A 12,769-nucleotide genomic window follows, 5' to 3' on the forward strand; every position below is an offset into this window, starting at 1 on the left:
CGCCCGATGAGCCATTCATCATCCGTACGTCAAGAATTTGAAACCGTTCTGCAACCGCTGACCAGCGTGCCGGTGGAGCGCGAACTGCCGCTGGGCCAGCGCCTGTGGCAACAGGGGTGGCTACGCAAAAGCGTGATCCTGATTCTGCTCGCAGTGCTCTGGGAAGTGGTGGCCCGGGTGCAGAACAATGACCTGCTGCTGCCGAGCTTCTTGCAGACCAGTCATGCGCTCTACGACGGCCTGCTCAGCGGCGAACTGCTGGGCAAGGTCTGGATCTCGCTGGTGGTGCTGCTCAAGGGTTACTTGATCGGTATCGTCCTGGCCTTCGCCCTGACCACGCTGGCGGTCTCGACCCAGTTTGGCCGGGACCTGCTGAGTACGCTGACCTCGATGTTCAACCCGCTGCCGGCGATTGCGCTGTTGCCGCTGGCGTTGCTGTGGTTCGGCCTGGGCCAGAACAGCCTGATTTTCGTGCTGGTGCATTCGGTGTTGTGGGCGCTGGCGCTGAACACTTACGCCGGGTTTCTCGGGGTCTCGGAAACCCTGCGTATGGCCGGCCGAAACTACGGTCTGAAGGGCATGCGCTTTGTGCTGTTCATCCTGATCCCGGCAGCGCTGCCGTCGATCCTCGCCGGGCTGAAAATCGGCTGGGCCTTCGCCTGGCGAACCCTGATCGCCGCCGAACTGGTGTTCGGCGCCACCAGCGGCAAAGGTGGTTTGGGTTGGTACATCTTCCAGAACCGCAACGAGTTGTACACCGACAAGGTGTTTGCCGGTCTGGCGGTGGTGATTCTCATCGGTTTGCTGGTGGAAAACCTGGTGTTCGACACACTGGAGCGGGTGACGGTGAAACGCTGGGGCATGCAGCGCTGATTATTTGATCTGCTAGCATTGCGTGCGAATCAATCCTGATCGGTCACGAGTGCTCAGCATGCAACTCCCGGACATGAACCTGTTGGTCGCCCTCGACGCCTTGCTCGACGAGGGCAGCGTGGTCGGCGCCGCGCGGCGGATGAACCTGAGCCCGGCGGCCATGAGCCGCACGCTGACACGGATCCGCGAAGCCATCGGCGATCCGATTCTGGTACGTGCCGGCCGGGGACTGGTGCCGACGCCCAAGGCGCTGGAACTGCGCGAGCAGGTGCGCGATGTGGTCGAGCAGGCGGCGTTGCTGTTTCGCTCGGCGGATGCCGTGGAACTGGGCACGTTGCGCCGACGCTTCAGCATTCGTGCCAACGACTTCTTCGTCGGCGTGTACGGCGGCAAGCTGTTCGACACCCTCGATCAACTGGCGCCGCACTGTGAGTTGCGCTTCGTCCCCGAGGGTGACGGCGACGATGAAGCCCTGCGCGAAGGGCGGATCGACCTGAGTGTCAGCAACACCCGCCCGGTGACCCCGGAAGTCAAAATACAGAACCTGTTTTCCACCCACTTCGTCGGTCTGGTGCGCGAGGATCATCCGCTGCTGGATGGCGAGATCACCGCAGAGCGCTATGCCGGGTTTTCCCACATCAGCATGTCCCGCCGGGGCATCGCCCGTGGGCCTATCGACACGGCACTGAATGCGCTGGGCCTGGAGCGGCGGGTGGCCGTAATCGCACCCAGTTTCCATGCGGCAATGTTCGCCCTGCCGGACTCCGACCTGATCCTGCCGGTGCCCAAGGAAGCACTGCTCAGCGTGCGGCGACTGGGATTGAAACTGCGCTCGTTCGACCTGCCGATCCCGTTGCCGACACTGATGCTGACCCAGGCCTGGCACCCGCGTTTCGACAAGGACCCGGCCCACCGCTGGCTGCGGGAAACCCTCAAGACCTGCTGCGATGAAACCTGGCTCGCAGCGCAGCCCTGATGATTGCGTCTGATGCACTTATAAACTGCCAAGAAGTCAATTTTCGTCAGCACTAAGCCCTTCTACCATGCTCCGGTATTTTTCCCTCCGGAGTTTGCTGCATGACATCCCTGACGGTCACGGCGCCGATTGCCGCTGCCGCTCCGATGGCCGCCGCGCCACCGGTGTTCGGGGCGCGGATCATCATCGGTCTGGTCGGCGTGCTGCTGGCGGTGCTGGTATCGGGTCTCAACGAGATGGTGACCAAGGTTGCCCTGGCCGACATTCGCGGTGCGCTGAGCATCGGCTACGACGAAGGCACCTGGCTGGTCGCGAGTTACACCGCGACCTCGGTGGCGGCCATGGCATTCGCGCCGTGGTGCTCTGTGACCTTTTCCCTGCGTCGCTTCACCCTGTGCGCCATCGGCCTGTTCACCCTGCTCGGGGTGCTCTGTCCGTTCGCCCCGAACTACGAAAGCCTGCTGCTGATGCGCATCCTGCAAGGCCTGGCCGGCGGTGCGTTGCCGCCGATGCTGATGACCGTTGCGCTGCGGTTTCTGCCACCCAACTTCAAGCTTTACGGCCTCGCCGGTTACGCCCTGACTGCCACGTTCGGCCCAGGCCTCGGTACACCGCTGGCCGGATTGTGGACCGAATACGTCGGCTGGCAATGGACCTTCTGGCAAATCATCCTGCCGTGCCTGATCGCCATGGCGATGGTGGCGTACGGCATCCCTCAGGACCCGCTGCGGCTGGAGCGTCTCAAGACCTTCAACTGGAAAGGACTGCTGCTGGGCTTTCCGGCGATCTGCATGCTGGTGATCGGTCTGTTGCAGGGCAATCGTCTGGATTGGTTCGAGTCGAATCTGATTTGCGCGCTGCTGGGTGCCGGTTCGCTGCTGCTGGTGGCGTTTCTGATCCATGAATGGTCGCAGCCCATTCCGTTTTTCAAGTTGCAGATGCTCGGCATCCGCAACCTGTCGTTCGCCCTGATGACCCTGGCCGGGGTGCTGGTGGTGCTGCTGGCGGTGGTGCTGATTCCATCGAGTTATCTGGCTCAGGTGCAGGGTTACCGGCCGGTGCAGACCGCGCCGATCATGCTGCTGGCGGCGTTGCCGCAACTGATCGCGCTGCCGCTGGTGGCGGCGCTGTGCAACCTGCGCTGGGTCGATTGCCGCTGGGTGCTCGGGATCGGGTTGAGCATGCTGGTGCTGTCCTGCCTGGGCGGGTCGCAGCTGACCTCGGTGTGGATTCGCGACAATTTCTACGTCCTGCAATGGCTGCAGATTTTCGGTCAGCCGATGGCGGTGCTGCCGCTGCTGATGCTCTCCACCGGCAGCATCCAGCCCCAGGACGGGCCGTTCGCTTCGGCCTGGTTCAACACCGTGAAAGGCCTGGCGTCGGTGGTCGCCACCGGGGTGATCGAGGCGCTGACCACCGCGCGCCTGCATTTTCACTCGACCATGCTGGTTGATCGCCTCGGCAACTCGCCGCTGGCCGCAAGCAACGACCCCGGCCTCGCCCATCGCCTGCACGAACAAGCGGTGGTGCTGACTTCTTCGGATCTTTATCTGTGCATGGCTGGCGTCGCGGTGGCGCTGATCCTGCTGATTTTCTGGCTGCCGACGCGGATCTATCCGCCACGCGCACCGACCTGACTGAAACAGAAGGTTTTTTATGACGACTAAAGCAAAGCAAAAACTCGCGGTGGCCGTGGCGGCCGCGCTGGCAGTCGGTGTGCTGGTGTATCTGGCGATGCCCGGCCTGTTCGGCAAGCGTACCCAGCAGAACACCAACGACGCGTTCGTCTCCGCCGATTTCACTCTGGTGGTGCCGCGTGTGGCAGGGTTCATCAAGGAAGTGCTGGTGGAAGACAACCAGCAGGTCAAGGCCGGGCAATTGCTGGCGCTGATCGATGATCGCGACCTGCGCGCCGCCGCTGAAGCAGCCGATGCGCACACCGTGGTTGCCCGGGCTCAATTGCAAAACGCCAAGGCCACCCTGGAGCGGCAGACCTCGGTGATCGCCCAGGCGCAGGCGTCGGTAGTCTCGGCCAGGGCAGAAATGGCGTTTGCCCAGCAGGAATTGAACCGCTACAACCATCTGGCTGGCGTCGGTGCCGGCACCGTGCAGAACGCGCAACAGGCGCGCACCCGGATCGATCAGGCGACTGCGCGGCTGGACACCGCCACGGCCAAACTGGCGGCGGAGCGCAAACAGGTCGAGATTCTGACGGCGCAGCGCGATGCCGCCGAAGGCAGCCTGAAACAGGCGCAGGCGGCACTGGAAATCGCCAGTTTCGAGCTGTCCTACACGCGCATCACTGCGCCTCAGGACGGCATGATCGGCGAGCGTGCCGTGCGGGTCGGCGCCTATGTGACGCCGGGCAGCAAGCTGCTGGCGGTGGTGCCGTTGAAGCAGGCTTATGTGGTGGCCAACTTTCAGGAAACCCAGCTCACCGATGTGCAACCCGGACAGGATGTGGTCGTTCGGGTCGACAGTCTCGGCGGCGAAGCCCTGAGCGGTCGGGTCGAAAGCATCGCCCCGGCCACTGGCGTGACCTTTGCCGCCGTCAAACCGGACAACGCCACCGGCAACTTCACCAAAGTCGTGCAGCGGATTCCGGTGAAAATCCTGCTGGAACCGGGCCAGCCACTGGCCGAGCGCCTGCGGGTGGGCATGTCGGTGGAGGCGAGCATTGATACCAAAAGCTCGGCGACATCGGTGCGTGAGGTGACGCAGCGATGAATCGTGTCCAGTCCATGACGATTGTCCTGAGCCTTTCGGCGCTGGCAGCCTGCACCGTCGGCCCGGACTTTCAGAAGCCCGAAGCCACGCAGATTGCCGAGTGGGCCAAACCCGGCAAATCCGCACCCAGCCAGGCCGTCAGCGACCCCCTGAACGAGCGCTGGTGGGAAGTCTTCCACGACGCGCAGCTTTCAGCCCTGACCCAGCGCGCCGTGAGCAGCAACCTCGACCTGAAACTGGCCAGCAGCCGTCTGCAACAAAGCCGCGCCGCACGTCAGGTGATCACCGCCGACCGTTATCCAACGACCGCCGCTACCGGCAGTTATGCCCGCAAACGCAACAGCGGCGAAGGCCTGAGCGACCCGTCCGGGCACAACGGCGATTCCGCTTTCAACCTGTGGGATGCCGGTTTCTCCGCCTCCTGGGAGCTGGACTTCTGGGGCCGTGTGCGCCGGGAAACCGAAGCGGCCGACGCCAACCTCGAAGTGGCGGAAAACGACCGTCGCGGTGTCTTGCTGGCGGTACTCGCGGACACCGCGCAGAACTACATCCAGTTGCGCGGGGTGCAGAACACCCGCGCGGTCACCGAGCAGAACCTCGATGTCGCGCGGCACAGCCTGAAACTCTCGCAACTGCGCCTCAACGACGGCGTGGCCACCGATCTCGACGTCGCCGAAGCGGCCGCGCAAGTGGCGGCCATCGAATCGCGACTGCCGGCGCTGGAGCAACGTCAGGCGCAACTGATCAACGCCATCAGCCTGTTGATGGGCGAGCCGCCGCAGGCGCTGGCCAAAGAATTATCCACAGACGCGCCGGTTCCGCAGTCGCCGCCGCAAGTCGCCATCGGCCTGCCGTCGCAACTGGCCGAGCGCCGCCCGGACATTCGCCAGGCCGAGGCCAGGTTGCATGCCGCCACCGCCAACATCGGCGTTGCCAAGGGCGATTTCTATCCGCGCATCACCCTGTCCGGCAACCTCGGCTCGCAGGCCATGCAGCTCAGTGATTTCGGTTCATGGGGTTCGCGCGCCTTCGGCATCGGCCCGCAATTCAGCCTGCCGCTGTTCGACGGCGGCCGCCTGCGCGGCGTGCTGCAACTGCGCGAAGCCCAGCAGCAGGAAGCGGCCATCGGTTATCAACAGACCGTGCTGCGCGCCTGGCACGAGATCGACGACCAGTTGACCGCCTACAACGCCAGCCAGCGCCGCCGCGACAGCCTCGCCGAAGCCGTGCGCCAGAACCAGATCGCCCTGCGCACCGCGCAACAGCAATACGTCGAAGGCGTGGCCGACTTCGTCAACGTCCTGACCGTGCAAGGCGCACTGCTCGCCACCCAGGAACAATGGGTGGAAAGCTCCGCTGGCGTTTCACTGGCGATGGTCGGGTTGTACCGGGCGTTGGGCGGGGGATGGGAGTCGGTGTATCCGGTGGGGGAGATAGCGCAGCGTTGACGCTCGCGCGGAAAACAAAAAAGCAGGTTGTGCAGCGTTTTGGCTGCTCAACCTGCAAAGTTTTCGATTTTGATTTGCCCATCAGGAAATGTAGCGATGATTTCAAGCTCGCCGCCCATCGCGCGGATGTAATTGCGTAGCGTGCTGATGTACATATCGGTGCGTCTTTCCATCTTCGAGATCGCCGCCTGATTGATGTGCAGGGTCTCGGCAAGTGTCGCTTGACTCAAAGCCTTGGCCTGTCGCAATTCGTTTAGCGGCATTTCCTTGATGTGTTGTTCGTAGATCGAATCGGCATGTGCCCGGGCTTCGGGTGTCATACGCGCTTCGAGTTCGGCAAATTTCTTAGCCATCTTTGTAACCCTCTTTGCGCAATGTATCGAGGTGCTCATCGTACAGTTGATCGGCGAGCGGGACATTGACTTCATACCAGCGATCCTGACCGGTTTTGTCTCCACCGATCAATAGCAGCGCACATCGTCTCGGATCAAATGCATAAAGTATGCGGTACGGTCGTCCGGCATGTTGAACCCTCAGTTCTCGCAGATGGCCATGTCGCGCACCGTTGATCGCGCTGCTGTGTGGAAAGCGCAGGCCAGGTCCGAATTGCCCTAGCAATTTGACGCTCGCAGCCACCGAGCTCTGCTCGTTTTCAGTCAGATCTTCCCACCAGTTGCCGAACTCGTCGGTGTATTCGATATCCCAATTCATGGGGGGCGAATATGAATGTTATGGAATATTCCTTCAAGGTTATATTTTCGATGAATTGATCTTAGTCGTTACACAGAGTTTCGCCAGCCCCTTGAATGAGTGATGGCCTTTAGCTTGACGCTAAACCCCGCTGTCGTAGACTCCGCTCATCCGTCAGGGAGTAACGGTTATGCGGCGTTTTCGTGGTTGGGTTGTCGGATTGACCTTTGTAACGTGTGCAGTTCAGGCGCAAACGCCTGTGCCAGACGATCCGCTGCAGGATAACGCTGGGGCCGCCAATGCCTCGGCCAGCAGCGAAGCACGGGGTGTGTTGCGGGCGCGGGATCAGGCGACGCTCGCCAGCGAGTTGTCCGGGCGGATCGTCGAGTTGCCGTTCAGCGAAGGCGAGTCGTTCAAGAAGGGCGATACCCTGGCGAAGTTCGACTGTTCGGCCTATCAGGCCCAGTTGAATGCCGCGCAAGCCGCCAGCCGTGGCGCCGGCGAAGAGCTGGCGCACAACCGGCAACTGGCGGCGCTCAATTCTGTCGGGCGTTTCGAAGTAGCCCGGGCCGAGGCCAAGGTCAGCGAGACCCAGGCGCAATCCCAGGTTTATCAAGTCCAGGTCAAACGCTGCAGCGTGGTCGCGCCGTTCGACGGGCAAGTGGTCGAGCGCAAGGTGCAACGCTACGAAAGCGTGTCGGCCGGGGCGCCGCTGCTCGATGTGGTCGACAACCGTACCCTGGAAATCCATTTGCTGGTGCCGTCGCGCTGGATGGCCAAGCTCAAGCCCGGCCAGACCTTCAGTTTTGTTCCCGATGAAACCGGCCAGCCCATCGACGCTACGGTCAAACGCCTTGGCGCGCGGATCGATGAGGGCAGCCAGACGCTGTTGCTGGTCGCTACACTCCCTGAAGCCAAAGGCCTGCTCGCCGGCATGAGCGGCACCGCGCGTTTTCCGGAGCTCAAGTGAACGCCCCGGTGAGCGGCGCCGCCGAGCAGGTGTTCGCGCGGTTTCTCGATCTCGAACGGCAGACCCGCGCCGCCCGCGATGCGTCGCAACTGGCCTACAGCCTGGTCAATGACGGGCAGCCGCTGTTCGGTTATCGACATGCAGCGCTGCTGATTGCCGGCAAGGTGCAGGCGGTGACCGGTGTCAGCGCGGTGGAGCCGAATGCGCCGTTCGTGGCGTTCGTCGAGCAGGCCGTGGCGCAGCTGTTCAAGCAGGATGTGCTGAAGGTGGCGCGGGTAATTTCGCCGGAGATGGTCGGCGAATCGATCCAGAGCGACTGGCGCAGTCTGTCGGCACTGCAGGTGTTCTGGTTGCCGCTGATCGACCGCGAGGGTCAGGTATTCGGCGGCTTGTGGCTGGCTCGCGACGTACCGTGGAACCCTTCCGAACAAGTGCTGTTGTCGCAACTGGGCGACACTTACAGCCACGCCTGGCTGGCCTTGCAGCCGCGCAAGCCGTGGCGGCTGCGCTGGACCCGCAAACGCCAGGTGGCGGTGGTCGCTGTGCTGTTGCTCGGTTTGTTGATCCCGGTGCGCCAGTCAGTGCTGGCCCCCGCCGAAGTGGTGCCCTTGGGTGGACGCGTGGTGGCAGCGCCGCTGGACGGGGTGATTGCCGAATTTCTGGTCAAACCCAATCAGAATGTGAAGACCGGCGATCTGCTGCTGCGCTTCGAAAGCACCACCCTCAAGGCCCAGGCCGATGTCGCCGAGCGTGCGCTCGGTGTGGCCGAAGCCGAACTCAAAGCCAATTCCCAACGTGCATTCGCCGACGCCGAATCCAGCTCACGGGTGGATCTGCTGGCCGCCCGCGTCGAGCAGAAACGCGCCGAGCGGGATTACGCCCGGGAACTGCTCAACCGCAGCGAAGTGCGCGCCGAGCGCGACGGCATTGCGGTGTTCGCCGACGCCGAGCGCTGGACCGGCAAACCGGTGCAGACTGGCGAGCGATTGATGGAAATCGCCGACCCGAACCAGGCCGAATTGCGCATCGAGCTGGCGGTGGGTGATGCGATTTCGCTGGAGCCGGGCGCTGACATTGCGTTGTTCCTCGACAGCGATCCGCTGCAACGCCACGTCGCCCGACTCGAGCGTTCGGCGTATGAAGCGCAGCCCACCGCCGGCGGCCAACTCGCCTATCGTCTGGATGCGAATTTTACCGATGCACCGCCACGTATCGGCCTGCGCGGCACGGCGAAGATCTTCGGCGACCGCGCGCCGCTGGCGCTGTATCTGCTGCGCCGTCCATTGGCCGGTTTGCGTCAGAGCGTGGGCCTGTAAATGAACCTGCCGAGCCTGCGTGCCGACCTGCAATTGTCGCCCGCGGCGCCGGCATTGGACGGCTCGCCGCGCTGGACCCTCGCCGACCCGGTGCGCGGGCGCTATTTCAAACTCGGTACGGCGGCGATGCGCCTGTTGCGCCACTGGTCGCTGGGCGATCCCGAGCAAGTGCTGCGCGCTGCGAACCGCGAACCCGGCTTGCCGCTGGACGGCGTCGAGCTGGAGCAACTGCTGACGTTTCTGCGCGGACATGACCTGATCAGCGCCCTCGACGATCAGCAACGCGCCAGCTATCAGCTCAAGGCCCTCGCGCAACGCCAGAGCCTGTGGAAAATCCTGCTCCATCAATATCTGTTCTTTCGTATTCCACTGTGGCGCCCGGATGCGTTTCTCAATCGGGCGTGGCCGTGGTTGCAGCGCTTCGGACCAAGGATTTTGCGCTACGGCTTTCCGGCGACCCTGGGGCTCGGGGTGTTTCTGGTGTCGCGGGACTGGCAGCGCTTCGTCGGCACCTTCCCGCACCTGTTCAGCCTCGGCGGGGCAATTTCGTTCGGGGTGGCGCTGTTCTTCGCCAAGCTCTGCCACGAGTTCGGCCATGCGTTCATGACCAAGCGCGCCGGGTGTCGGGTGCAGAGCATGGGCGTGGCGTTCATGGTCTTGCTGCCGATGTTCTACACCGACGTCAGCGATGCCTGGCGGGTCAACGACCGGCGTGCGCGACTGCTGATCGGTGCCGGCGGGGTGCTGGCGGAATTGCTGCTGGCGTGCATCGCGTTGCTGGTCTGGTCACTGCTGCCGGACGGCCCGGCGCGCACTGCGGCGTTCATGCTCGCCAGTGCGACCTGGATCACCACGCTGGTGGTCAATCTCAACCCGTTCATGCGTTTCGATGGCTACTTTCTGCTCAGCGATCTGTGGGAGGTCGACAACCTTCAGGGTCGGGCATTTGCCTTCTGTCGCTGGCGCCTGCGGGAATTCTTGTTCGGCTATGGCGCACCGGCGCCGGAGCCTTGGTCGCCGGCGATGCAGCGGCGTTTGCTGATCTGGGGGTATGGCTCGTGGTTATGGCGTGCGGCGTTGTTTTTCGGGATCGCGCTGGCGGTCTATCACCTGTTTTTCAAGGTGTTGGGGATCTTCCTGATGCTGGTGGAACTGGTGTGGTTCATTTTTCTGCCGATCATGAGTGAGTGGCGCCAGTGGTGGAGCCGCCGCGAACAGGCCCACGGCCCGCGCGTGCTGCTCAGCAGCCTGGCGGTACTCGGCCTGTTGCTGGTGCTGATCGTGCCGTGGCGCAGCGCGGTCGAACTGCCGACGATGCTCGAGGGCGGTCGGGCCAGTGCGTTGCATGCGCCGGTGGCGGCGCGAGTCAAAACGGTGAAGGTTGCGGACGGCCAGAAGGTCGCTCAGGGCGATGTGCTGATCGAACTGGAGTCGCCGGACCTGGATTCGCGGCAGGCCATCGTCCGCCGGGAAATCCAGATTCAACAATTGCTGATGCGTCGTCAGGCCGGCCGCAGCGAAACCGCCGCCGACGCCGGCATCGTCGAACAACGCCTCGCCGAAGCCGTGGCGGAATACCGAGGCCTGAGCGCCCGCCGCGAACGTCTGCTGCTGCGGGCACCCCACGCCGGCACGGTACGCGACTTGTTGCCGAACCTGACGCCGGGTCGCTGGCTATCGACCAAGGATGCGCTGGCCCGGGTGGTCGAGGACGGCTCGCGCCTGCGTGGTTATGTGGCGGAAGCCGAACTGTGGCGGGTCAAACCGGGGGCCACCGGGCGGTTTATCGCCGACGATCCGATGCACCCGGCGATCACCGTGAAGCTCGATGAAATCGATACCAATGGCGTGGCCTATGTCGATCAGGAAGCCCTGACGTCCGACCATCACGGGCCGATTGCCGTACGCCGCGATCAACAGCAACGGGCGGAACCGGTGCAGGCGCAATACGGCGCGCGATTGACTACGCTGGATCAGCCACCGACGCCGGTACAGCCGTTACGCGGCGTGGTGGTTCTGCAGGGCAGCGGCGAGTCGGTGCTCGGCGTGGCCTGGCGTCGGCTGGCGGCGCTGGGGGTCAGGGAAAGCGGTTTCTAGGGAGCATGAAGATGACGGAAAACCTGACAGCGGACGGATTGGTGGTGCGGCCTTCGCGGGCCACTGACGGCCCCTTTCTGCAAAGCCTGTATCAATCGGCGCGGCCGGATCTGCAATGGATCGACGGCGAGCAGGAACAGGTGCAGCAAATCGTTGCCCAGCAGTTTCAGGTACAGGAGCAGGGCATGGGTGAAAACCATCCGAATGCCATGCACTACGTCGTGGAAAAACTCGGCACGGCCATTGGCGCGCTGAGCACCGATTTCGGCCCCAACGAAATTCGCGTGTTGTACATCGCCTTTATCCCTCAGGCCCGGGGCAAGGGCTACGGACGAACCGTGCTGCAAGGCGTACAAAAAGCCGCGCAGCAAGTGCGCTGCCCGGTGGCGACGGTGGTGTGGGCCAATAATCCCCATGCGCGCCAGCATTACCTGGCGCTGGGATTCGCGGTGGAAGAGCGCAATCCGGCGGCGGAGCGGTTGGTCTGGTATCCGCAGTAGTCCGGTGTTTCAGTTGAAGGAAATACAGAAATAGCCCAACTGCGGATCCCGCCCCATCGCCGGCACTCGTGACACGAAAATATCCTCCACCCGGCCGAACTCCGGCAGCTCCAGTGCGCACAGACCGTCGACAAATTCCGTCGGCTCCAGGCTGTTGAATTCGAGGCAGAAGGGCATGCGTTCGCTGTGGCGCATTTTTGCCGACGGGACTTCTTCAAGGTGGGCGAGTTGAATCGGCAGCGCCGTGCCATCCGGCAGGTGCAGCGTGCGTTGTTGCCCCAGCAACGGCTGGAGGTGTTCGATCTGAACCGATTGCAGCATGGTCTGACTCCAGAGAAAAAACGAAACGTCCGGGGGCTCGGGGCCCCCGGACGATTGCTCAGTTGCGCGACGGGAAGAGACCGTTCAGGGCAACGCTGAAGTTGAGGACCAGGAAGGGGTTCATGATGCCCAGCGGCTGGCTGCCGCCGGTGGAGGAAATGTCGCCGGTGACGGTGGTGGTCACCCCTTTGAGTGGCACCGGTGTGGCGCCCTGGGCGTCGGAATAGATGTTCGCCGAGCCAGGGCCGCCGCCGGAGGCACCGATGTAGGAATTGGTGGCAGTCGGTACGGTCGCCGGATTGCTGGCGGGTACCGCCAGCGACAAGGCCGTATTGGCGGTGAGGCCGGTCATCGCGTGGGTGTGGTTGGGCATGTTGGCAATGGTGGCGGTGACGCTTTCCGTACCGGACACCTGACCGATGACGCGCGGCGTCAGGCCCAGACCGTTGCCCTGGGCCATTGGCACACGACCCTGCAGGTTGGGCAACTGAAAGTTGGTCGTGCCGTTGCCGCCGTAGTAAGTGCCCAGCAACGCAAACAGCGCGTTGTATTGCGCAATGGAAAGGATCTGTCCATTACACAGGGCCCAGCCACTGGGAGCGAAGTTGAAGGCGAACGGTTGAATCGTACCCATAAAGACTTCCATGGTTCCTCATCCTTCTGTTATGTGGTTGGCGCGCCGCGCGTTAGCCTGTGTTGCCGGGCAGGTCGAAACGTTTTACTGACGCCTTCCATTTGCGCGGGCAGGTCACGCCAAGCCGTAGCGTAGACCCGGATCGGCGGACTTGCCGGACGTCGTCGCGGCCGCGCGTCGGCTTCGGCTCTGGCCTACAGTGTGCGCAATGAATGGC

Annotated in this window: 13 protein-coding genes; 9 read left to right on the forward strand and 4 right to left on the reverse strand. The window is 63.3% G+C overall.

The features are described 5' to 3' along the window. Positions 1 to 6: 6 nt before the first annotated feature. The 5 genes from CAG02_RS15055 to CAG02_RS15075 all read left to right on the forward strand — a co-directional run bounded on the left by CAG02_RS15055 (position 7) and on the right by CAG02_RS15075 (position 6,024). Positions 7 to 873 carry an ABC transporter permease gene (locus tag CAG02_RS15055; RefSeq protein ID WP_085712611.1) on the forward strand — a complete coding sequence of 289 codons (867 nt, stop codon included), beginning with the start codon at positions 7 to 9 and terminating at the stop codon, positions 871 to 873. A 58-nt stretch (positions 874 to 931) separates the two neighbouring features. Next, on the forward strand, positions 932 to 1,849 hold the full coding sequence (locus CAG02_RS15060; RefSeq protein WP_085712612.1) for a LysR family transcriptional regulator: 918 nt from the start codon (positions 932 to 934) through the stop codon (positions 1,847 to 1,849). A gap of 101 nt (positions 1,850 to 1,950) precedes the next feature. Then, positions 1,951 to 3,486 (forward strand): MFS transporter, encoded by a 1,536-nt coding sequence (locus tag CAG02_RS15065; protein ID WP_085712613.1) that lies wholly within the window; start codon positions 1,951 to 1,953, stop codon positions 3,484 to 3,486. 19 nt (positions 3,487 to 3,505) lie between these two features. After that, positions 3,506 to 4,576: an HlyD family secretion protein gene (locus CAG02_RS15070; protein WP_085712614.1), complete on the forward strand. Its 1,071-nt coding sequence runs from the start codon at positions 3,506 to 3,508 to the stop codon at positions 4,574 to 4,576. Then, positions 4,573 to 6,024 carry an efflux transporter outer membrane subunit gene (locus CAG02_RS15075; protein WP_085712615.1) on the forward strand — a complete coding sequence of 484 codons (1,452 nt, stop codon included), beginning with the start codon at positions 4,573 to 4,575 and terminating at the stop codon, positions 6,022 to 6,024. The genes CAG02_RS15070 and CAG02_RS15075 overlap by 4 nt, the downstream gene beginning before the upstream one ends. A gap of 47 nt (positions 6,025 to 6,071) precedes the next feature. Here CAG02_RS15075 and CAG02_RS15080 read toward each other — a convergent pair whose 3' ends face one another. Both CAG02_RS15080 and CAG02_RS15085 read right to left on the reverse strand, forming a co-directional pair. Further along, positions 6,072 to 6,377: an XRE family transcriptional regulator gene (locus tag CAG02_RS15080; RefSeq protein WP_064382656.1), complete on the reverse strand. Its 306-nt coding sequence runs from the start codon at positions 6,375 to 6,377 to the stop codon at positions 6,072 to 6,074. Then, a complete protein-coding gene (locus tag CAG02_RS15085) occupies positions 6,370 to 6,735 on the reverse strand; it encodes a type II toxin-antitoxin system RelE/ParE family toxin (RefSeq protein ID WP_064382657.1) in 366 nt (121 codons plus the stop codon). The genes CAG02_RS15080 and CAG02_RS15085 overlap by 8 nt, the downstream gene beginning before the upstream one ends. 169 nt (positions 6,736 to 6,904) lie before the next feature. Here CAG02_RS15085 and CAG02_RS15090 point away from each other — a divergent pair, with 169 nt between their 5' ends. From CAG02_RS15090 to CAG02_RS15105, 4 genes are read left to right on the forward strand one after another with little or no spacing between them, the layout of a single operon-like run. After that, positions 6,905 to 7,684 carry an efflux RND transporter periplasmic adaptor subunit gene (locus CAG02_RS15090; protein ID WP_085712616.1) on the forward strand — a complete coding sequence of 260 codons (780 nt, stop codon included), beginning with the start codon at positions 6,905 to 6,907 and terminating at the stop codon, positions 7,682 to 7,684. After that, positions 7,681 to 9,000: an efflux RND transporter periplasmic adaptor subunit gene (locus CAG02_RS15095; protein WP_085712617.1), complete on the forward strand. Its 1,320-nt coding sequence runs from the start codon at positions 7,681 to 7,683 to the stop codon at positions 8,998 to 9,000. The genes CAG02_RS15090 and CAG02_RS15095 overlap by 4 nt, the downstream gene beginning before the upstream one ends. Further along, positions 9,001 to 11,097, forward strand: coding sequence for a biotin/lipoyl-binding protein (locus CAG02_RS15100; RefSeq protein WP_085712618.1), 2,097 nt, complete (start codon positions 9,001 to 9,003; stop codon positions 11,095 to 11,097). A gap of 11 nt (positions 11,098 to 11,108) precedes the next feature. Continuing rightward, positions 11,109 to 11,597: a GNAT family N-acetyltransferase gene (locus tag CAG02_RS15105; protein WP_371856497.1), complete on the forward strand. Its 489-nt coding sequence runs from the start codon at positions 11,109 to 11,111 to the stop codon at positions 11,595 to 11,597. Between the two features lie 9 nt (positions 11,598 to 11,606). Here CAG02_RS15105 and CAG02_RS15110 read toward each other — a convergent pair whose 3' ends face one another. Beyond that, positions 11,607 to 11,918 carry a hypothetical protein gene (locus CAG02_RS15110; protein ID WP_085712620.1) on the reverse strand — a complete coding sequence of 104 codons (312 nt, stop codon included), beginning with the start codon at positions 11,916 to 11,918 and terminating at the stop codon, positions 11,607 to 11,609. Between the two features lie 58 nt (positions 11,919 to 11,976). Next, the gene (locus CAG02_RS15115) at positions 11,977 to 12,564 is read right to left on the reverse strand and encodes a phage tail protein (protein WP_085712621.1); all 588 of its coding nucleotides are present in this window, start codon (positions 12,562 to 12,564) and stop codon (positions 11,977 to 11,979) included. Between the last annotated feature and the right edge of the window lie 205 nt (positions 12,565 to 12,769).

This window comes from Pseudomonas sp. R43(2017) (genome assembly GCF_002112345.1).
GTDB classification, from domain to species: Bacteria; Pseudomonadota; Gammaproteobacteria; order Pseudomonadales; family Pseudomonadaceae; genus Aquipseudomonas; species Aquipseudomonas kribbensis.

What these genes read in the sequence shown, in the direction of transcription:
- CAG02_RS15070 (WP_085712614.1), top strand. Translation starts at nt 3,506, where the DNA reads ATGACGACTAAAGCAAAGCAAAAACTCGCGGTGGCCGTGGCGGCCGCG.
- CAG02_RS15085 (WP_064382657.1), bottom strand. Translation starts at nt 6,735, where the DNA reads ATGAATTGGGATATCGAATACACCGACGAGTTCGGCAACTGGTGGGAA.
- CAG02_RS15080 (WP_064382656.1), bottom strand. Translation starts at nt 6,377, where the DNA reads ATGGCTAAGAAATTTGCCGAACTCGAAGCGCGTATGACACCCGAAGCC.
- CAG02_RS15110 (WP_085712620.1), bottom strand. Translation starts at nt 11,918, where the DNA reads ATGCTGCAATCGGTTCAGATCGAACACCTCCAGCCGTTGCTGGGGCAA.
- CAG02_RS15115 (WP_085712621.1), bottom strand. Translation starts at nt 12,564, where the DNA reads ATGGAAGTCTTTATGGGTACGATTCAACCGTTCGCCTTCAACTTCGCT.
- CAG02_RS15055 (WP_085712611.1), top strand. Translation starts at nt 7, where the DNA reads ATGAGCCATTCATCATCCGTACGTCAAGAATTTGAAACCGTTCTGCAA.
- CAG02_RS15100 (WP_085712618.1), top strand. Translation starts at nt 9,001, where the DNA reads ATGAACCTGCCGAGCCTGCGTGCCGACCTGCAATTGTCGCCCGCGGCG.
- CAG02_RS15060 (WP_085712612.1), top strand. Translation starts at nt 932, where the DNA reads ATGCAACTCCCGGACATGAACCTGTTGGTCGCCCTCGACGCCTTGCTC.
- CAG02_RS15090 (WP_085712616.1), top strand. Translation starts at nt 6,905, where the DNA reads ATGCGGCGTTTTCGTGGTTGGGTTGTCGGATTGACCTTTGTAACGTGT.
- CAG02_RS15075 (WP_085712615.1), top strand. Translation starts at nt 4,573, where the DNA reads ATGAATCGTGTCCAGTCCATGACGATTGTCCTGAGCCTTTCGGCGCTG.
- CAG02_RS15105 (WP_371856497.1), top strand. Translation starts at nt 11,109, where the DNA reads ATGACGGAAAACCTGACAGCGGACGGATTGGTGGTGCGGCCTTCGCGG.
- CAG02_RS15065 (WP_085712613.1), top strand. Translation starts at nt 1,951, where the DNA reads ATGACATCCCTGACGGTCACGGCGCCGATTGCCGCTGCCGCTCCGATG.